The sequence below is a fragment of the uncultured Ruegeria sp. genome (assembly GCF_947489545.1).
Classification (GTDB): domain Bacteria; phylum Pseudomonadota; class Alphaproteobacteria; order Rhodobacterales; family Rhodobacteraceae; genus Ruegeria.
In genome coordinates this window covers 37,225-55,576 of record NZ_CANLDZ010000006.1, presented here as the reverse complement: position 1 = coordinate 55,576, position 18,352 = coordinate 37,225, and the positions used below count along the sequence as shown (strand labels likewise).

Sequence of the window (18,352 nt, the reverse complement as noted above, 5' to 3'; positions counted from 1 at the left end):
AGGAGAAAAAATGCGAACAGTCATCTTCGATCTGGACGGCACATTGGCGGATACGTCAGGCGATTTGCTGGCGGCGGCGAACCATTGTTTTCGTCACATGGGGCATGGTGATGTGTTGGTTCACGGGCAGGATGCAGGTGTTGCGCTGCGCGGTGGCCGGATGATGTTGACCCATGGCCTAAAGCGGGTCGGGGCTTTTCAGGAGCGGACTGTTCTCGACTATTACCCGATGCTGCTGAAGGCTTACTCCGAAGCTATCGATACACATACAACCTTCTACCCCGGCGCATTGCAGGCGGTCGATCTGCTGAAACGCGCTGGTTACGGTGTTGGCATCTGTACCAACAAGCCCGAGGCGCTGGCCGAGCTATTGTTAACCCGCATGGGCGTTCGCGACCGGTTCGCGTCGCTGGTCGGGGCAGATACGCTGACCGTGCGCAAGCCAGACCCTGAACCACTGCGTGAGGCGGCTCGCCGCGCTGGCGGAGATCCGGAGTTATGCGTCTTGATCGGAGATTCGGATACCGACCGAAACACCGCGCGGGCCGCAGGGGTGCCCTCGGTTCTGGTCACATTTGGCCCGTCCGGTGATGACATGGCGGCTCTGGAGCCAGAGGCTTTGCTGCATCATTTCGATGATTTACCCGGAATGGTTCCGGGATTGATCGGTGCGGCTGCTTGATCCCTTGACCCCGGCCCTGTGCGGCCCCACAACAATGCCATGACTGAGACATTTACCGGCAGTTTCACCCAACAGGAACCTATCCCCGACGACGCGATCGAGGCCGCATTGGCGGTGCTGCGTCACGGGCGCCTGCATCGTTACAACATTGCCCCCGGAGAGCTGGGGGAGACCGCCTTGCTAGAACAGGAGTTCGCGGCCCAAATGGGGGCGAAATACTGCCTTGCGGTGTCGTCCGGTGGCTATGCGATGGCGACCGCGCTGCGGGCGGTGGGAGTGCAGCCGGGCGATCGGGTTTTGACCAATGCATTTACTCTGGCGCCGGTGCCAGGGGCGATCGCGTCGGTTGGGGCCAAGCCGGTTTTTGTTGGCGTGACCGAAGGCCTGACCATCGATCTGGATGATCTGGAAAGTAAGCTCGGACAGGCGCGGGTCCTCATGCTCAGCCATATGCGTGGGCATTTGTGCGACATGGACCGGCTGATGGAGCTATGCGACACGGCGGGTGTCACCGTGATCGAAGACTGTGCACATACCATGGGGGCGGCTTGGCGCGGGCAATTGTCCGGGCGTCAGGGCGCTATCGGGTGCTATTCCTGTCAGACATATAAACACGTCAATTCAGGCGAAGGTGGTCTGCTGATCACAGATGATGAGGAATTGGCGGCCAAAGCAACAATGCTATCTGGGTCCTACATGCTGTACGAACGCCATTTGGCGGCACCAGGCCCAGAGGTGTTTAACCGGATCAAGTACACCACACCCAATGTCTCGGGCCGAATGGACAATTTGCGCGCTGCGATCCTTCGCCCACAATTGCGTGATCTGGATCGACAGGTGAATCGATGGAACGAACGTTACCGCGAGATCGAAACAGGTTTGCGGGGAACACCGGGCCTGCAGGTGGTGGAGCGCCCCGAGGATGAGACCTATGTTGGGTCTTCAATCCAGTTTCTGTTGCTGGATTGGTCAGCGGACCGCATAGCTGACGTCATCAGCCGCTGCGCCAACCGCGGTGTCGAGTTGAAATGGTTTGGTGGGGCAGAGCCGACCGGGTTCACGTCGCGCTATGACAGTTGGCGTTATGCTGACAGCGCGCCCATGCCGACCAGCGACAGGGTGCTTGCTGGGATCATCGACATGCGCGTCCCATTGACGTTTTCATTGGAAGATTGTCGCCTGATTGCTCGGATCATTCGGGATGAAGTGACGCGCATCCACAACCAGGTGGCGTTCTGAAGTCGCCAATCGGTTTGTCTGGACACGAATTTCCTCGTGTCTGGACGGTATCCTGCTAGCATTCTGAGGTGCCCCAGCGTTTTTGGCCGGGCACGCTATCAACATCATTGCGAAACCATGCGTAAAGAGAAGAAATCAGAATCCCTCGAAGTCAGGCTCAGCCTGTCAGAGAAAAATGCGTTTGCATCGCGGGTTGAATCCCGTGGTGAAACCATGAGCGCCGCGTTGCGCCGATTGATTGCCGAAGATGGCGTGCCTCATTCAAAAACGAAGGAGGCCTCGACCTTGAAAAAGATTACTATCGCCGCGTCACCGGTGGTCCTGACGGTCGCTATTCTTGCCGCAGTGTCACTGGCCGGAGCGTCGGCAAAAACCGACTTCGCGGGCAATTTCCGTGCGAAAGACACGAACGGCGACGGTTTTGTTGACCGCATGGAAATGCTGCAGCACATGACACAGCAAGCAGCCGAAGTGAATTTGCCCAGCGATTGCGATGGAACCGAATTGGCTAAGGTTTGGTCGATGTCACCACAAGAATTGGCGGAGGATGCGATCAGTTTTTCGGATGCCGACAAGGATGGACGCATTACCCTGTCCGAAGTTGTAGCTGCGAACGAACGTTTCAGGGCAGACGATTTTACGTCGGCGGATACAAACGAAGATGGTTTTGTGAGCCTGGCTGAGTTGGAATTCGGTTTTCGAGAAGATGAAGCGAAAGTCAGCGCCGAATGCCGAGCGGCCATTGGCATGCATAGCGCGGCCCGCGCCCCTGAGATTTTAAAGCAACTCGATACGGATGGCGACGGCCGGATCAGCCTGGGGGAGTTCGTCAACCACTGACGCAGTATTCTGACTGGACAGCAATCTCTTGCGTCGCTATTAATGAACGGGTGTTCAATTATTTTTGGCGACGTACGGGAAAGCGATATGTTCCAGGCAACGATGCAATTTGATCTGGGTGAAGATGTAAACGCGCTGCGCGAAATGGTGCATCGCTGGGCGCAAGAACGGGTCAAGCCGATGGCGGCAGAGGTCGATGCCTCTAACGCCTTTCCCAATGAATTGTGGAAAGAGATGGGGGAGCTTGGCCTGTTGGGCGTGACCGTGCCTGAAGAATATGGCGGTGCGGGAATGTCCTATCTTGCACATACGATTGCTGTGGAAGAGGTCGCGCGCGCATCGGCCTCGGTGTCATTGTCTTACGGAGCGCACTCAAACCTGTGTGTGAACCAGATCAAGCTGAACGGGACTGAAGAGCAAAAGCAGAAGTATCTGCCGCGTCTGATCTCAGGCGACCATGTAGGTGCTTTGGCCATGTCCGAAGCCTCGGCCGGGTCTGATGTTGTGTCGATGAAGCTGCGCGCGGAAAAGCGTAACGATCATTATCGTCTGAACGGGAACAAATACTGGATCACCAACGGGCCGGATGCGGATACGCTGGTCGTCTATGCCAAAACCGATCCGGATGCTGGGTCCAAGGGAATCACCGCCTTCCTGATCGAGAAGGAGATGAAGGGCTTTTCCACGTCTCCCCATTTCGACAAGCTTGGCATGCGCGGGTCAAACACGGCCGAGCTGATCTTTGAAGATGTCGAAGTCCCATTCGAAAATGTTCTGGGAGAAGAGGGTAAGGGCGTTGCCGTTCTTATGTCGGGCCTGGACTATGAACGCGTGGTTCTGGCTGGCATCGGCACTGGGATCATGGCCGCCTGCCTGGATGAGATCATGCCGTACCTGGCTGAACGCAAGCAGTTTGGCAAACCCATCGGCAGCTTCCAACTGATGCAGGGCAAGATTGCCGATATGTATACAGCGATGAACTCAGCCCGCGCCTACATCTATGAGGTTGCGAAAGCTTGCGATCGTGGAGATGTCACCCGTCAGGACGCGGCGGCCTGCTGCCTCTACGCCTCGGAACAGGCGATGGTTCAGGCGCATCAGGCCGTTCAGGCGATGGGCGGAGCTGGGTTCCTTGCGGACTCGGCGGTTAGCCGAATTTTCCGGGATGCCAAGCTTATGGAAATTGGGGCGGGAACCAGCGAAATCCGCCGGATGCTGATCGGGCGCGAGTTGATGAACGAAGTTCTCTGAGAAAAAACGCCCCGCAGACGAGGTCACTGCGGGGCGATCCGATCAAAGGATCAGAAGCGATGAACGTAAGACAGGCCGATCAGCCAGGGATCGATTTCTGCCGTGCCAATATTGGCGCCGTCCAACGTGACATCCGAGTCGATATCGAACCAGCGCACGTTCAGACGCACAGCGCCCTTGTCGGTGATCGCGTAGTCCAGACCGGCCTGCAACGAGACGCCGAAGGAGTTGTCCACCTTCAGATCGCCCAGCGAGGACTGCTCGTCAAAGAAAATGGTATAGTTCAGACCCGCGCCAACATACGGCTTCCAGGCCGTGTTGGTCGGGATGTGATAGTTCAGCGACAAGGTCGGCGGCAGGTGCTTGACACTGCCAGCATCGGTGCTTCCACCAAGGGTGATATCGTGGCTGAACGGGGTAGCAGCCAGCAGCTCGATGCCCAGGTTGTCACGGATGAAGTATTCGGCCGTAAAGATCGGGCGCGTGTCTGCATCGATCTCGGCGTTCAGGCCCGCAAGGGTACCGTTGTCCGATTTCGGGTCCAGATAGCCGACACCAATACCAAGCGTCCAGTCACCCTGCGATTGGGCAAATGCGGGAACGGCCAAAGCCACCAGCGCGGTGGACAGGGTCAAAGCGGCGAGTTTCTTTGTCATTGTCTTGCCTTTGGTTGTGTTGATGTCCTTGGCTTCGCAGCAAAGCGTTCGGCAAACTCTGATCTGCATCAAATCTGTGTGAAGTTCTCGGGTGCGCCTGTGTTGCGAGCTGCCTGGAAAACAAAGGGAATGCGCTGTGGTAGACGCTAGGCGCATACCGGGTTTGCGTTTTGAGGGTAGCTGGGACATCCCGGATCAGCTGAACATGGCGCGTCAGTGCCTGAACCAACCGTCCGATCAGGTGGCCCTGATCGATTTGACCGGGTCGTCTCGCGACGACATCACGTACGGCCAGCTGTCGCAGATGACCGACGGTATTGCGCGCGGGTTGTTGTCAAAGGTGCAGCCCGGGGATCGCGTCGGTGTTTTGCTTAGCCAGTCGCCGTGGTGTGCGGCGGCACATCTGGCGATCTGGAAAATCGGTGCGATATCTGTGCCCTTGTTCAAGCTGTTCAAACAGGATGCTTTGCGGTCGCGTATCAGCGATGCCGGGGTGCGAATTGTTCTGACGGATGAGCAGGGCGCAGATTTGGTTGGCGATCTAGCCGAACCTCTCATTGCCGCAAACACCGCCGAGCCCGGCCCAAACCTTCCATTTGCCGCCACTGGACCCAACGACCCCGCCGTGTTGATCTATACATCGGGAACAACCGGCAGCCCCAAAGGCGCGCTCCATGGGCATCGGGTTCTGACCGGACACCTTCCGGGCGTGTCGATCAGCCACAATCACCTGCAAGGCGGAGATTGCCTGTGGACGCCAGCGGACTGGGCCTGGATCGGTGGATTGTTCGACGTGCTGATGCCCGGGCTGGCGCTGGGTATTCCGGTCGTCGCGGCGCGGTTGGAGAAATTCACGCCTGAGGCCTGTGCCGACGTGATTGAGCGTGGGGGCGTACGGAATGTGTTCTTTCCGCCGACAGCGTTGCGGATGCTCAAAGCGGCGGATCGGGCGATCCCCGGTTTGCGTTCGGTTGCGTCAGGGGGTGAGCCGCTGGGGGCCGAGATGCTGGCCTGGGGACAGCAGGCGTTTGGCCTGACGATCAACGAATTTTACGGGCAGACCGAATGCAATATGGTCGTGTCCTCCTGCGCCGAGGATTTCCCTGTTCAACCCGGCTGCATCGGCAAACCGGTGCCGGGGCATGAGGTGGCAGTTGTCGACGAGGATGGCAATCCGACCGAGGAAGAGGGGGACGTGGCCATCCAGCGCAGCACGGCCTCGATGATGTTGGAATACTGGAACCGGCCCAAGGCGACGGTAGAAAAGTTCCGCGGCGATTGGCTGATCACTGGAGATCGCGGCGTGTGGCAGGGCGAGTATCTGCGCTTCGTCGGTCGCGATGACGACGTGATCACCTCGGCGGGTTACCGCATTGGCCCGGCCGAGATTGAAGACTGTCTGCTGACTCACCCGGCGGTGGCGACGGTTGGCGTGGTCGGCAAGCCCGATCCGCTGCGCACCGAGATCGTCAAGGCTTATGTCGTTTTAAAGCCGGAGGTCGAAGCCTCGGCCTCGGAGCTGCAGGACTGGGTCAAGGACCGTCTGGCGCAGTATTCCTACCCGCGTGAAGTGGCGTTTCTGGCGGAACTGCCGATGACGGTAACAGGTAAGGTGATCCGCAAGGAATTGAAGGCGCGGGCGATGGCGGAGGTAAGTCAGTGAAAGCAATTGTGAAGACACTGCTTTTAGCAGTGGTGGGGTTTGCACAGATGTCTGGCGTGCTAGCCGCCAAGGAGGTCAAACTCAGTGCCGGTTCCCTTCTGCAATTCTGTTCCGACAATATTCCCAATACTGAACTGGCGACTATTATGGATGGCGAGTGCGTTAGCCACGCTCGCAAAATGTGCGAATATGCATATGACCTAGCAAAGAACGAATATTGTCTTGTTGAAGTCACTGCTTGGATGCGGCGTGATGCTGACATCCGCTGGCAGCGGCTTCCTGAAGGGCAAAAGTTAGGCTTCGAAAGCCTTCCAACAGCAAAAGAACTCTTCGAAAGCGAAATTGGTCTTGGACTTGTTTTGCCGCTGCCTGATTGCAGTAAAATTGACGTCGAGGGTGTCTCAGAAGAGACGGTATGCTCCTATACAGATGCTTTGGCAGGCTGGCGCACATCCCGAATAATCGAGCGATCCTGGCTATCCGAAACTGAGAACTTAATAGAGGTGCCATGAAACTCACATCCAAAGTTATGCCCGCCTCCGAAGGCTTTAACACAAACCGCACGGCCCATCTCGACGCGCTGGCGCAAATCTCCACTGCTGCCGAAGCGGCTCGTATGGGCGGTGGTGAAAAATCCCGTGCGCGGCATGAATCGCGGGGCAAGATGCTCCCGCGTCGTCGGGTGGCGAACCTGTTGGACCCGGGTTCTCCGTTCCTGGAAATCGGCGCGACGGCTGCGCATGGGATGTATGGCGATGCCGCGCCCTGCGCCGGGGTGATCGCGGGCATCGGCCGGGTGCAGGGGTGCGAGGTTATGGTGGTCTGCAACGACGCCACCGTGAAGGGTGGCACCTATTACCCGATGTCGGTTAAGAAACATCTGCGCGCGCAGGAGATCGCAGAGGAAAACAATCTGCCCTGCATCTATCTGGTCGACAGTGGCGGCGCGAACCTGCCCAATCAGGATGAAGTTTTCCCCGACCGCGACCACTTTGGCCGCATCTTCTACAATCAGGCGCGGATGAGCGCGAAGGGTATCCCTCAGATCGCTGTCGTCATGGGATCATGTACGGCCGGCGGAGCTTATGTGCCTGCGATGTCGGATGTAACGATCATCGTGAAAGAGCAAGGAACGATCTTTCTGGCCGGGCCACCGCTGGTCAAGGCGGCGACCGGAGAGGTGGTCAGCGCCGAAGACTTGGGCGGTGGCGATGTGCATACGCGCCTGTCCGGTGTGGCGGATTACCTTGCCGAAGACGATGCCCATGCGCTCGCCCTGGCGCGGCGGGCGGTTCTGTCTTTGAACCTGAGCAAGCCGCAGACGGTAGATTGGGCCAACCCGGAAGATCCAGCCTATGACCCTGAGGAGATCCTCGGCGTGGTTCCTGCCGACCTCCGCACGCCTTATGACATCCGTGAGGTGATTGCTCGTCTGGTCGATGGCTCTCGGTTCGACGAATTCAAACCGCGCTTTGGCGAAACGCTGGTTACCGGGTTCGCCTATGTCAAAGGATGCCCCGTCGGGATCATCGCCAACAACGGCGTGTTGTTTTCTGAGGCCGCGCAAAAGGGTGCGCATTTCGTGGAGCTGTGCTCGCAGCGTAAAATCCCGTTGGTGTTTTTGCAGAACATCACCGGCTTCATGGTTGGTCGTAAATACGAAAACGAAGGTATTGCGCGTCACGGTGCCAAGATCGTGACGGCTGTTGCCACGACATCAGTACCCAAGATCACCATGCTGGTGGGTGGGTCTTTCGGGGCGGGGAATTACGGCATGGCGGGGCGCGCCTATCAGCCGCGATTCCTGTGGACCTGGCCCAACTCTCGCATCTCGGTCATGGGCGGTGAGCAGGCGGCAGGCGTTCTGGCAACCGTCAAACGCGACGGGATTGAGCGGCAGGGAGGCACATGGTCCGCCGAGGAAGAGGCTGAGTTCAAACGCCCGACCTTGGACATGTTCGAAGAACAATCCCACCCGCTCTATGCCTCGGCCCGTCTGTGGGACGATGGCATTATCGATCCGCGCAAAAGTCGGGATGTACTGGCCCTGTCGCTGAGCGCTGCTCTGAACACCCCGATCGAGGAGACACGTTTCGGCGTGTTCAGGATGTAAGATGAGCGTAGGCTTGAATGACATTTTGGCCCGCTACCCCGGTGCACAGACATTTAAATTCGGTGACAACGCGGCGCTGAGCGCAGAGCTTCTGGCTTTGGTTCGTTCCGGCCGCAAAACAGCGACCTGCGACGCGCTCAGCAATTATCCTGATGGCAGCCCTGATATGCCGAAACCCGGCCGCCGTGATATTGCTCTGAACTGGGATGACACACCGGCTTTGGTCATTGAAACCGTAGATGTTTCGGTCAGGCGGTACTGCGATGTGACCGAGGATTTCGCTTTGGCGGAAGGTGAGAATGAAACGCTTGAAGGATGGCAGGAAGATCATCGCCGCTATTTCCAACGAAACGGTGGTTTTGATCCCGAGATGAAACTCGTGTGCGAACGGTTTCGGCTTGTGGAAGATTTGGCATTGGAAGGGTGAAGACCATGTTCAACAAAATTCTTATTGCCAATCGGGGTGAGATCGCCTGCCGGGTCATGGAGACGGCTCAGAGCATGGGCGTGTCTTGCGTCGCGGTTCATTCCGATGCGGACGCATCAGCAAAGCATGTGCAGATGGCGGATGAGGTCGTTCATATTGGCGGTCCCGCCCCAGCGGATAGCTACCTCAAGGCCGATGTGATTATTCAGGCGGCTTTGGACACAGGTGCGCGGGCAATCCATCCGGGATACGGGTTTCTGTCCGAAAATCCCGGTTTTGTGGATGCGGTCGAAGCCGCAGGTCTGACATTCATTGGTCCCTCGGCGGATGCGATCCGTAAGATGGGGCTCAAGGACGCGGCCAAAGTTCTGATGGAACAAGCGGGTGTGCCCGTTGTGCCTGGGTATCACGGCGACAACCAAGACCCGGAACATTTGGCCGCGGCTGCCGACACGATCGGATATCCGGTTCTGATCAAAGCAGTCGCTGGCGGTGGTGGCAAAGGCATGCGACTGGTCGAAAATCCCGAAGACTTCGCAGCCGCATTGGACAGTGCAATGGGAGAGGCGCAGACCGCCTTTGGCAATGACGCTGTTCTGGTTGAGAAATTCGTCGCCAAGCCACGCCATATCGAAGTGCAGGTATTCGGCGATGGCACCCATGCGGTGCATTTGTTCGAACGCGATTGCTCGTTGCAGCGTCGGCATCAGAAAGTGATCGAAGAGGCTCCGGCGCCGGGCATGACGTCCGAGATGCGCGAAGCGATGGGGCGGGCAGGTGTGCGCGCCGCCGAGGCGATTGGCTACAAAGGGGCCGGGACGGTCGAATTCATCGTTGACGCTTCGGACGGTCTGCGCCCGGATCGGTTCTGGTTCATGGAGATGAACACGCGCCTACAGGTCGAACACCCGGTGACCGAAGCGATCACAGGTGTCGATCTGGTCGAATGGCAATTGCGGGTTGCGTCAGGTGAGAGCTTGCCGATGCAGCAAGAGGATCTGTCGATCAACGGGCATGCGTTCGAGGCGCGACTCTATGCCGAGGATGTTCCGAAGGGCTTCTTGCCAGCGACAGGGCTGTTGACGCATCTGCGGTTCCCGGACGAGTGCCGCGCCGATAGCGGCGTGCGCACCGGCGATACGATTAGCCCTTGGTACGACCCGATGATTTCGAAAGTTGTCGTCCATGGGCCAACACGTGCCGTCGCTCTTGAAACGTTGCATCGTGCCTTGCGCGGGACCGAGGTTGGCGGGACGGTCACCAATCTTGCGTTCTTGGGCGCTTTGACACGACATTCGGGCTTTGCGTCGGGCGACGTCGACACGGGGCTGATCGGTCGGGATATTGACGCGCTGGTTCAACAGGCCGAAGTCACGTCGTCAGCTTTTGTTGCGGCAGCGATGCACGCGCTTGATCTGGTCGAGCCCAATGATGAAACCGGGTTCACCTTGTGGTCTCCGCTGCACCGGGCCGTGCAGTTGGTGCAGGACGGGGAAGTTGTGGATCTGGACGTTCAGGTCGAAGGGCCCGACCGGCAAGTTTGGCAGGTTGGTGAGGCCCAGGTGATCGCTGAACGTCATGACGGGCGGTGGAGTGTCGGCGGAAGGCCAATGCCGAACGTTGCAATCTCAGGCGGCGAGATCACTGTTTTTGAGGACTATGGGCAGGTCTTTGAGAATGTTGACCCGTTGGATCGCGACGTCAGCGCAGCAGGTGACACCAACGTGATCGAAGCGCCAATGCCCGGTTTGGTCAAAGCTGTGTTCGCGACTGCGGGCCAGACCGTTTCGGAAGGTGACCGGCTGGCCATTCTTGAGGCCATGAAGATGGAGCATTCGCTGTTGGCGGCACGTGATGGCGAGGTCGCCGAAGTGCTTGTCGATGCCGGGGCACAAGTCGAGGCTGGCGCCGCGTTGGTGCGGTTGGAGGACAATGATTGAAAGCGCTGCGGGTCATAGGTTACAGCCACAGCGTCTTTTCCCGATCAGTTCGCATCGCGTTGGCTGAATTGCCTCATCCCTACAGTTGGGAAGAGGTCGATCCGTTCGGTGAAGCATCCGACGATCATCCGTTCGGGCGGGTGCCGGTTTTGTTTGATGGTCAGACACGTGTGTACGAAAGCTGGGCGATCCTTAGTTACCTCTATCGGATCAGCGACCGCAATCGCATCCGCGCCCCGCTTGTCGAAGCGCGCGCGGCACAGATTGCCGGAATCGTGACCTCTTACGCCTATTGGCCTTTGGTCCGGCAGGTTTACTCCCATGGCGTTTTCAGGCCGGCTTTTGACCTTGAATACGATATGTCGAAAATACAGGACGGCCTTGAACAAGCGGGTTCTGTTCTGAGCGCATTGGAGGACATAGCCGCTGAGAACCTCGTGCTTGGTTCAGGGTGTGAGCCCGAGGATTGTATCCTGTTTCCGATGATCGATGCGTTCCGGAGATATCCGGCAGCTGCGGAATTGCTTGCCCATTACCCCGCATTGAACTCATGGTGGGCACGGATGAACAATCGGGACAAAGTTGCCGAAACCTTCTGCAGGTTGGGACCCGAGGCGTGAGAACACAGTGGCGCGTCGGCAAACGATGCGCAGTCAATGGAGGTTAGGATGGGTGAGCGGATAGAAATCTTCGAAGTAGGTCCACGGGACGGGCTTCAGAACGAGAAACGCGAGATCCCGGTGGCCGAGAAAGTGGCGCTGGTTGACTGCTTGTCGCGCGCCGGGTTCAGCCGGATCGAAATGGCAAGCTTTGTCTCTCCGAAATGGGTGCCGCAAATGGCTGGCAGCGCCGATGTTCTTGCCGGCATCACTAGGGCCAAAGGGGTTCGATACGCAGCGCTGACGCCGAATTTGCGCGGATACGAAGATGCGATGGCCGCCGGTGCGGATGAGATCGCCATCTTTGCCTCGGCATCCGAAGGTTTTTCTAAGGCGAATATCAACGCATCAATCGCCGAATCCATCGAACGTTTTGTTCCGGTTCTGGAAGCCGCCCGCCACATCGACTTGCCGGTCAGGGGTTATGTGTCTTGCGTGACGGATTGCCCCTATGACGGGCCGACCCCGCCTGAAAAAGTGGCGGAAGTTGCTGATATTCTGTTCTCGCACGGCTGCTATGAAGTGTCGTTAGGCGATACGATTGGGCAGGGCACACCGGACAAGATTGCCCATATGTTGCTGGCGGTGCGTGAAAGGGTCCCGGTCACCCGATTGGCTGGGCATTTCCATGACACGAACGGTCGTGCGATGGACAATATTGATGCTTCAATTGCGCTTGGGGTTCGGGTCTTCGATGCGGCGATTGGTGGATTGGGGGGATGCCCCTATGCGCCAGGAGCGGCCGGGAACGTCGCAACCGAAGCCGTTGCCGCACATCTTGAACGGCTTGGATATGAAACCGGTCTGGACGCTGCGTTGCTGGAAGAGGCCGCTCAGATGGCTCAGGCGATGAGAGGCTGACATGTACGAAGCGATCACGCTCACCTCAGATGACCGGGGCGTTGCAACGCTGACCCTGAACCGTGCCGAAAAGCACAATGCAATGTCGGCCATTATGATCGCGGAACTGACGCATGCGGCGGCTGATCTGGGGAACGATCAAGATGTGCGTGTGGTCGTTTTGACCGGCGCAGGCAAAACCTTTTGCGCCGGCGGTGATCTGGGCTGGATGAAAGAACAGATGGTGGCAGATTCGGCGACGCGTTTTGTCGAAGCACGCAAACTTGCGGAAATGCTGCAAGCTTTGGACATGTTGAACAAACCGTTGATTGGCGCGTTGCAGGGCAATGCCTTTGGCGGCGGCGTCGGTTTAGCCTCAGTCTGTGATGTAGCCATCGGCGTCGACAGCCTGAAGATGGGGCTGACCGAAACCCGGTTGGGGCTGATCCCGGCCACGATCGGACCTTATGTGATTGCCCGGATGGGTGAGGCGAAAGCCCGGAGGGTGTTCATGTCTGCGCGGTTGTTCGATGCGCACGAAGCCGTGGATCTGGGGTTATTGGCCAAGGTGGCGCCCGCAGATGAGCTCGATGCGGCGATCGAGGCAGAGGTTCAACCTTACCTGAGCTGCGCGCCCGGTGCGGTTGCCTCCGCAAAGGAACTTGTCCGGGAACTGGGTCCTCGTATCGATGACAGCGTGATTGATCACACCATCCAAAAACTGGTCTCCCGCTGGGAGACATCTGAAGCCCAAGAGGGGATTGGTGCGTTTTTTGACAAGCGTAACCCCGCGTGGAACAACAAAGTTTAACGCTTACCGTACAAGGCAACCTAGGGTTCATCGGTTGCGATTCTTCCTGACGTTGTCAAGCGCAGGATTGATGCGGTGTGCGCTTGTGTTCGGTTGACCCTCTGACCCCGCAGGGATAGAGAATGTCCAGTCAACACGCCAATTGACGGCGCATTCCAATAGAGGATGCGCAGGAAAGGAGCTACTAGTGGAAGACCTGCTGCGGGAATACCTCCCGATCCTGGTGTTTCTGGCCGTGGCGGTCGGTCTTGGAATCGTTTTGATTCTTGCCGCCGTCGTGCTGGCCGTCCGCAATCCTGACCCGGAAAAAGTCAGCGCCTATGAATGCGGTTTCAATGCTTTTGATGATGCGCGGATGAAATTCGACGTGCGGTTCTATCTGGTTGCGATTCTCTTCATCATCTTTGATCTGGAGATTGCGTTCCTGTTCCCTTGGGCCGTTGGGTTCAAAGACATCAGCGATGTAGGCTTCTGGTCGATGATGGTGTTCCTAGCCGTTCTGACCATCGGCTTTGCCTATGAGTGGAAGAAGGGAGCCTTGGAATGGGAGTGATGACGGGCGCAAACACCGCGGGCGTCGACAAAGAAGTCGCCACCCAGGCCCTGAACGCCGAGCTGCAGGACAAAGGATTTCTGCTGACCTCGACCGAGGACATCATCAATTGGGCCCGTACTGGCTCGCTGCACTGGATGACCTTTGGTCTGGCCTGCTGCGCGGTTGAGATGATGCACACCTCGATGCCGCGGTATGATGCGGAACGGTTTGGCATTGCGCCCCGCGCGTCTCCGCGTCAGTCGGATGTGATGATCGTGGCCGGAACGCTGACCAACAAGATGGCCCCTGCGCTGCGCAAGGTTTATGACCAGATGCCCGAGCCGCGCTATGTGATCTCTATGGGATCCTGCGCCAATGGTGGCGGATATTATCACTATTCATATTCGGTTGTACGTGGTTGTGATCGTATCGTTCCGGTGGACATTTACGTCCCTGGCTGCCCTCCAACAGCCGAAGCGTTGCTATACGGATTGATGCAATTGCAACGCAAAATCCGCCGTACTGGGACGATTGTTCGATGAAATCAGAGACGTACACAGAACCATCTGAGGCGCTGATCGCGGAGAATGCCATTATTTTTCAGCGCTTCGAAGAAAACGGTGTTGATCTGCGTCAAAAGCTATCTTTTGAGTTCACAATCGAATTCCCAAGCAAGCAAGACGCTGAAGCCTTTGTTGATCAAGCACGTGCTTTGATGCGGTCGATTGAGGCTGACCATCGGCTAGGAAAATCAGATGCCACCTTGTTTTGCGATGAGGATGAGGAATCGGTCGATGTGACTTATTCTGTCTCTGCGAAGGCAGAGGTGCGCTTGATTTCTATGATTGAACAGACACTGGGAAATCTGGCAGCAGATCATGGTGGAAGTGAGTGTTTCTGGGAGTTTCCTGACCCGGCGAATGCCGAACTTTCCGTCAATTCTGTTGAGGAGTTGAAGCGGTGAGCGAAGCACTCAAAGAACTCGGCGCCCAGCTGGAACTCAAGCGAACCGATTGCGTTCTGTCCTGGGACGTTACCCACGGTGAGCTGAACGTCGATGTGGCCCCGTCTAACCTGGTTGAGTTTATCGAATTTCTGAAATCTGATCAGAACTGCAAGTTCTCGACTTTGGTGGATATCACTGCTGTGGACTACCCCGAGCGGGCCAAGCGGTTCGACGTGGTCTACCACTTCCTGTCGATGTATCAGAACCAGCGCATCCGCCTGCGGGTCTCGATCCGGGAAGAAGACATGGTTCCGTCGATCGTCGATGTACACCCCTCGGCCAATTGGTTCGAGCGGGAGGTGTTCGATATGTTCGGCATCTTGTTCTCGGGTCATCCGGACCTGCGGCGCATCCTGACCGACTATGGGTTCCGTGGCCATCCATTGCGCAAGGATTTCCCGACCACCGGCTATACCGAAGTTCGGTATGACGAGGCGCAAAAGCGTGTCGTGTACGAGCCGGTCTCGCTGGTGCAAGAGTACCGTCAGTTTGACTTCATGTCCCCGTGGGAAGGTGCGGAGTACATTCTGCCTGGCGATGAAAAGCAGGAGGCCGAATAATGGGTGGTATCTGGTGGCTGATCCTTTCTGCGCTGACCATCATCCCGATGGTGAAAATTCTGCCGTTTTTCGGGATCAACAAATACTGGTGTCTGCTGTGCCTGGTCCCATTTGGCACTATTGCGCTGCTGTGGTGGGTCGGTTTGAAACTTCAGGAATTGGAGCGCCGCTGAGATGCTGATGCTGCTGGGGGAACTGATCGCTTTGGGCGCGCTGGGCGTCCTGCTTGGGGGCGCTGCAGTCAAAGCGGCCGAGGCCGAAAAGGTTCGAGTGCGGGCCGCGGCAAAGAAGAATAAGAGGGGACGGCGTTGATGGACGGCTCCAGATATGATGACGGCAGTTCGGACGCGCTGAGCGGCGAGCAGAAGATCCGCAACTTTAACATTAACTTTGGTCCGCAGCACCCTGCCGCGCATGGCGTTTTGCGTCTGGTGCTTGAGCTGGACGGCGAAATCGTCGAGCGCTGTGACCCGCATATCGGCCTGCTGCACCGTGGCACCGAAAAGCTGATGGAAAGCCGGACGTATCTGCAAAACCTGCCGTATTTCGACCGTCTCGATTACGTGGCGCCGATGAATCAGGAACACGCCTGGTGTCTGGCCATTGAAAAGCTGACCGGCGTTGAAGTGCCCCGCCGGGCCTCGCTGATCCGGGTCCTGTATTCTGAGATTGGGCGCATCCTGAACCATCTGCTGAACGTGACCACCCAGGCGATGGACGTCGGCGCGCTGACCCCGCCGCTCTGGGGCTTTGAAGAGCGCGAAAAGCTGATGGTCTTCTATGAGCGTGCCTGCGGCGCGCGTCTGCACGCAGCCTATTTCCGCCCCGGCGGTGTGCATCAGGACCTGCCGCCCGAATTGCTGGACGATATCGAGGCGTGGAGCCACGAGTTTCCTGCCGTGATGGACGACATCGACGGGTTGCTGACCGAAAACCGCATCTTCAAGCAGCGCAACGCCGATATCGGAGTCGTGACCGAAGATGACATCCAGAAATACGGTTTCTCGGGCGTCATGGTGCGCGGGTCTGGCCTGGCCTGGGATCTGCGCCGTGCACAGCCCTATGAATGCTACGACGAGTTCGAATTTCAGATTCCTGTGGGCAAGAACGGCGACTGCTATGACCGCTATCTGGTGCGCATGGAAGAGATGCGCCAATCGCTGCTGATCATCCGTCAGGCTATCGCCAAAATCCGCGAGTGTCCGGGGGATATTTTAGCGCGCGGCAAGATCACCCCGCCAAGCCGGTCGGACATGAAGACCTCGATGGAGAGCCTGATCCATCACTTCAAGCTGTACACCGAAGGCTTCCACGTTCCAGCGGGCGAGGTTTATGCCGCCGTCGAGGCCCCCAAAGGCGAATTCGGCGTCTACCTGGTCGCCGATGGTACCAACAAACCCTACCGCGCCAAACTGCGCGCGCCAGGCTTCCTGCACCTGCAAGCCATGGACTACATCGCCGGGGGTCACCAACTGGCCGACGTCGCGGCGATTATCGGCACCATGGACGTCGTGTTTGGGGAGATTGATCGGTGAAGAAGGTGCATTTTGTCGGAATAGCGGGGATCGCCGTCGTGCTAGTGCTCGCGATACCATTCCTTCGGGGCCCGACAAAGAACTACGAACGTTCTGTGATTTGCAACTTCAAGAAAGACGCGCTCGATCAATCTGTTGCTCGGAGCGGTTGGGATAACGCTGACTGCTACATTAAGGAGCTAGTTGACAACTGGTATTATGTCGTTGGGGAGATTGGTTGGTTTCAAGGTACGACCAACTACTCAGAAGCAGTCGCGGCGCCAACGTTGTTTGTCCAAATTAGATCGGGAGAAACACCGCTGAGCCGAGAATATGCTGATTTCTGCGAAGAGATTTTCGTTTCGACGATAAGTAACAATCAAACTGAAATAGTGGATATCATGAAAAACGATTCTACTGGTGGTTTCTCGCTTTCCTGTCCCGCTGAGGAAACGTCGAATGCTACGTAGACTCCACCTAGAACAACCCGACAGCTTCGCCTTCACCGCTGCCAACCAGCAATGGGCCGAAGCGCAGATCACCAAATACCCCGAGGGACGTCAGGCGAGCGCGGTCATCCCTCTGCTGTGGCGGGCGCAAGAGCAGGAGGGTTGGCTGAGCCGCCCGGCGATTGAATCCGTCGCCGACATGCTGGGCATGGCTTATATCCGGGTTCTTGAAGTCGCCTCTTTCTACTTTATGTTTCAATTGCAGCCGGTGGGGTCGGTCGCCCATATTCAGGTTTGTGGCACGACTTCCTGCATGATCTGCGGGGCCGAAGACCTGATCGCGGTCTGCAAGGACAAGATCGCCGAGAAACCGCATGCTTTGTCCGCCGATGGTAAGCTGAGCTGGGAAGAGGTCGAATGTCTGGGCTCCTGCACCAATGCGCCGATGGCGCAGATCGGCAAGGATTACTACGAAGATCTGACGGCCGAGAGTTTTGGTAAGATCATCGACGATCTGGCGGCGGGCAAAGTACCGCTGCCGGGCCCGCAAAACGGGCGCTATGCCGCAGAACCTCTGAGTGGTCTGTCCAGCCTCACCGAATATGACGCAGGCAAGCCGCAATACAATGCCAGTGTCGCCTTGGCCAGTGATCTGGGCGACACCGTAAGACGGATCGACGGAACCGAGGTTCCAATCCTGACGCCATGGTTGGGCAAGGATGGCAAAGCCGCTGCGACGAAGTCGGCTCCGAAACCACCCAAGGCACCTGCAACTGGCAAACCTGCGGCAAAGCAGGCGGCAGAGGCTAAATCCAAACCTGCCAAGGCCAAGAAAGCCGAAGCAACACCGGCCGAGCTCAAAGAAGAACAGCCCGAAACGCTGACTGGCGCTCGGGGTGGCGCGCCAGATGACCTGAAGCTGTTGAAAGGCGTGGGACCGAAGCTGGAGCAGACGCTCAACGAGTTGGGCTTCTATCACTTTGACCAGATCGCAGCCTGGACAGAGGGGCATGTGGCGTGGGTTGATGCGCGATTGAAGTTCAAAGGTCGGATTGAACGTGATGGCTGGATCGAACAAGCGTCGAAACTGGCAGCGGGTGAAGAGACAGAATTCGCCAAACGCGCAAGAAAAGACGGGCTTTACGAAGACTGACACAGGGATGAGTG

Annotated in this window: 22 protein-coding genes; 21 read left to right on the top strand and 1 reads right to left on the bottom strand. The window is 57.6% G+C overall.

The window, feature by feature from the left end; translation table 11 throughout:
- Positions 1-10: 10 nt before the first annotated feature.
- The 4 genes from Q1B13_RS10425 to Q1B13_RS10410 all read left to right on the top strand — a co-directional run bounded on the left by Q1B13_RS10425 (position 11) and on the right by Q1B13_RS10410 (position 4,012).
- On the top strand, positions 11-682 hold the full coding sequence (locus Q1B13_RS10425) for an HAD-IA family hydrolase (protein WP_299079942.1): 672 nt from the start codon (positions 11-13) through the stop codon (positions 680-682).
- 39 nt (positions 683-721) lie between these two features.
- Positions 722-1,921, top strand: coding sequence for an aminotransferase class I/II-fold pyridoxal phosphate-dependent enzyme (locus tag Q1B13_RS10420; protein WP_299079944.1), 1,200 nt, complete (start codon positions 722-724; stop codon positions 1,919-1,921).
- Between the two features lie 117 nt (positions 1,922-2,038).
- A complete protein-coding gene (locus tag Q1B13_RS10415) occupies positions 2,039-2,761 on the top strand; it encodes an EF-hand domain-containing protein (RefSeq protein ID WP_299079947.1) in 723 nt (240 codons plus the stop codon).
- A gap of 87 nt (positions 2,762-2,848) precedes the next feature.
- Positions 2,849-4,012: an isovaleryl-CoA dehydrogenase gene (locus Q1B13_RS10410; RefSeq protein WP_299079950.1), complete on the top strand. Its 1,164-nt coding sequence runs from the start codon at positions 2,849-2,851 to the stop codon at positions 4,010-4,012.
- A 50-nt stretch (positions 4,013-4,062) separates the two neighbouring features.
- On the opposite strand, the gene Q1B13_RS10405 is transcribed toward Q1B13_RS10410, so the two are convergent.
- The gene (locus Q1B13_RS10405) at positions 4,063-4,668 is read right to left on the bottom strand and encodes an OmpW family outer membrane protein (RefSeq protein ID WP_298933064.1); all 606 of its coding nucleotides are present in this window, start codon (positions 4,666-4,668) and stop codon (positions 4,063-4,065) included.
- A 136-nt stretch (positions 4,669-4,804) separates the two neighbouring features.
- Between Q1B13_RS10405 and Q1B13_RS10400 the strand changes: the two genes are divergently transcribed.
- From Q1B13_RS10400 to Q1B13_RS10320, 17 genes are all read left to right on the top strand, one after another.
- Positions 4,805-6,331, top strand: a complete 1,527-nt coding sequence (locus tag Q1B13_RS10400; protein ID WP_299079951.1) for an AMP-binding protein — start codon at positions 4,805-4,807, stop codon at positions 6,329-6,331.
- Entirely contained in the window at positions 6,328-6,843 is a 516-nt protein-coding gene (locus tag Q1B13_RS10395; protein ID WP_299079954.1) for a hypothetical protein, read from the top strand. The genes Q1B13_RS10400 and Q1B13_RS10395 overlap by 4 nt, the downstream gene beginning before the upstream one ends.
- Positions 6,840-8,444, top strand: a complete 1,605-nt coding sequence (locus Q1B13_RS10390) for a carboxyl transferase domain-containing protein (RefSeq protein ID WP_299079957.1) — start codon at positions 6,840-6,842, stop codon at positions 8,442-8,444. The genes Q1B13_RS10395 and Q1B13_RS10390 overlap by 4 nt, the downstream gene beginning before the upstream one ends.
- A gap of 1 nt (position 8,445) precedes the next feature.
- Positions 8,446-8,871 carry an ASCH domain-containing protein gene (locus Q1B13_RS10385; protein WP_299079960.1) on the top strand — a complete coding sequence of 142 codons (426 nt, stop codon included), beginning with the start codon at positions 8,446-8,448 and terminating at the stop codon, positions 8,869-8,871.
- Between the two features lie 5 nt (positions 8,872-8,876).
- Positions 8,877-10,811, top strand: a complete 1,935-nt coding sequence (locus Q1B13_RS10380) for an acetyl/propionyl/methylcrotonyl-CoA carboxylase subunit alpha (protein WP_299079963.1) — start codon at positions 8,877-8,879, stop codon at positions 10,809-10,811.
- Complete coding sequence (locus Q1B13_RS10375) at positions 10,808-11,431, top strand: glutathione S-transferase family protein (RefSeq protein ID WP_299079966.1); 624 nt, start codon at positions 10,808-10,810, stop codon at positions 11,429-11,431. Before Q1B13_RS10380 ends, Q1B13_RS10375 begins: the two co-directional genes overlap by 4 nt.
- A gap of 48 nt (positions 11,432-11,479) precedes the next feature.
- Entirely contained in the window at positions 11,480-12,331 is an 852-nt protein-coding gene (locus tag Q1B13_RS10370) for a hydroxymethylglutaryl-CoA lyase (protein ID WP_299079969.1), read from the top strand.
- A 1-nt stretch (position 12,332) separates the two neighbouring features.
- On the top strand, positions 12,333-13,121 hold the full coding sequence (locus Q1B13_RS10365; protein ID WP_299079971.1) for a crotonase/enoyl-CoA hydratase family protein: 789 nt from the start codon (positions 12,333-12,335) through the stop codon (positions 13,119-13,121).
- Positions 13,122-13,308: 187 nt separating this feature from the next.
- The gene (locus tag Q1B13_RS10360) at positions 13,309-13,674 is read left to right on the top strand and encodes an NADH-quinone oxidoreductase subunit A (RefSeq protein ID WP_010442778.1); all 366 of its coding nucleotides are present in this window, start codon (positions 13,309-13,311) and stop codon (positions 13,672-13,674) included.
- Positions 13,665-14,198: an NADH-quinone oxidoreductase subunit B family protein gene (locus Q1B13_RS10355; RefSeq protein WP_037307875.1), complete on the top strand. Its 534-nt coding sequence runs from the start codon at positions 13,665-13,667 to the stop codon at positions 14,196-14,198. The genes Q1B13_RS10360 and Q1B13_RS10355 overlap by 10 nt, the downstream gene beginning before the upstream one ends.
- Complete coding sequence (locus Q1B13_RS10350) at positions 14,195-14,620, top strand: ribonuclease E inhibitor RraB (protein ID WP_299079977.1); 426 nt, start codon at positions 14,195-14,197, stop codon at positions 14,618-14,620. Before Q1B13_RS10355 ends, Q1B13_RS10350 begins: the two co-directional genes overlap by 4 nt.
- A complete protein-coding gene (locus Q1B13_RS10345) occupies positions 14,617-15,222 on the top strand; it encodes an NADH-quinone oxidoreductase subunit C (RefSeq protein WP_298933012.1) in 606 nt (201 codons plus the stop codon). Before Q1B13_RS10350 ends, Q1B13_RS10345 begins: the two co-directional genes overlap by 4 nt.
- Entirely contained in the window at positions 15,222-15,395 is a 174-nt protein-coding gene (locus Q1B13_RS10340; RefSeq protein WP_010442775.1) for a hypothetical protein, read from the top strand. The genes Q1B13_RS10345 and Q1B13_RS10340 overlap by 1 nt, the downstream gene beginning before the upstream one ends.
- A 1-nt stretch (position 15,396) precedes the next feature.
- Positions 15,397-15,534, top strand: coding sequence for a hypothetical protein (locus tag Q1B13_RS10335; RefSeq protein ID WP_299079980.1), 138 nt, complete (start codon positions 15,397-15,399; stop codon positions 15,532-15,534).
- On the top strand, positions 15,534-16,757 hold the full coding sequence (locus Q1B13_RS10330) for an NADH-quinone oxidoreductase subunit D (protein ID WP_174235126.1): 1,224 nt from the start codon (positions 15,534-15,536) through the stop codon (positions 16,755-16,757). The genes Q1B13_RS10335 and Q1B13_RS10330 overlap by 1 nt, the downstream gene beginning before the upstream one ends.
- The gene (locus tag Q1B13_RS10325) at positions 16,754-17,206 is read left to right on the top strand and encodes a hypothetical protein (protein WP_299079989.1); all 453 of its coding nucleotides are present in this window, start codon (positions 16,754-16,756) and stop codon (positions 17,204-17,206) included. Before Q1B13_RS10330 ends, Q1B13_RS10325 begins: the two co-directional genes overlap by 4 nt.
- Positions 17,196-18,338, top strand: coding sequence for an NADH-quinone oxidoreductase subunit E (locus tag Q1B13_RS10320; protein WP_299079992.1), 1,143 nt, complete (start codon positions 17,196-17,198; stop codon positions 18,336-18,338). The genes Q1B13_RS10325 and Q1B13_RS10320 overlap by 11 nt, the downstream gene beginning before the upstream one ends.
- Positions 18,339-18,352: the final 14 nt, after the last annotated feature.